1 pseudogene is annotated in these 301 nt (G+C 67.4%); it reads left to right on the forward strand.

Annotated features, from left to right (window positions below):
* Nucleotides 1–156 (forward strand): annotated as a pseudogene (locus EN869_RS35430) (MFS transporter); the annotation flags it as partial.
* Nucleotides 157–301: the final 145 nt, after the last annotated feature.

Consider the following 301-nt stretch of genomic DNA (forward strand, 5'->3'; position numbering starts at 1 on the left):
TTTGCCTTCGCCGTGGGGACGAAGGATATCGCGGGCGCCGCGCCGCAGGCGGTGGCCGGCGGGATGCGCGTTACATTTGCGGTAGCGGCGGCGCTGGTGGTGGCGGCGGTGGCGATTGCGGCGGTTGGAGGTTTGCGAAAGCGCCGGAGCGCCTAATCTCCCTTGTTGAGGTTGGTCCGCAAAGCGGACGGAAAGTCAATTGCTTGGCTTTCCGAAGGACGAAAGCCTGGCAAGGCAGAAGGGGGGCGCTGTCCCGCCGGCGTCTCGGCACGAGGTTCCCCGGCTCCGCCACCGCTTCGTC

The sequence above is a fragment of the Mesorhizobium sp. M2D.F.Ca.ET.226.01.1.1 genome (genome assembly GCF_004022705.2).
In the GTDB taxonomy this organism is placed as follows: domain Bacteria; phylum Pseudomonadota; class Alphaproteobacteria; order Rhizobiales; family Rhizobiaceae; genus Mesorhizobium.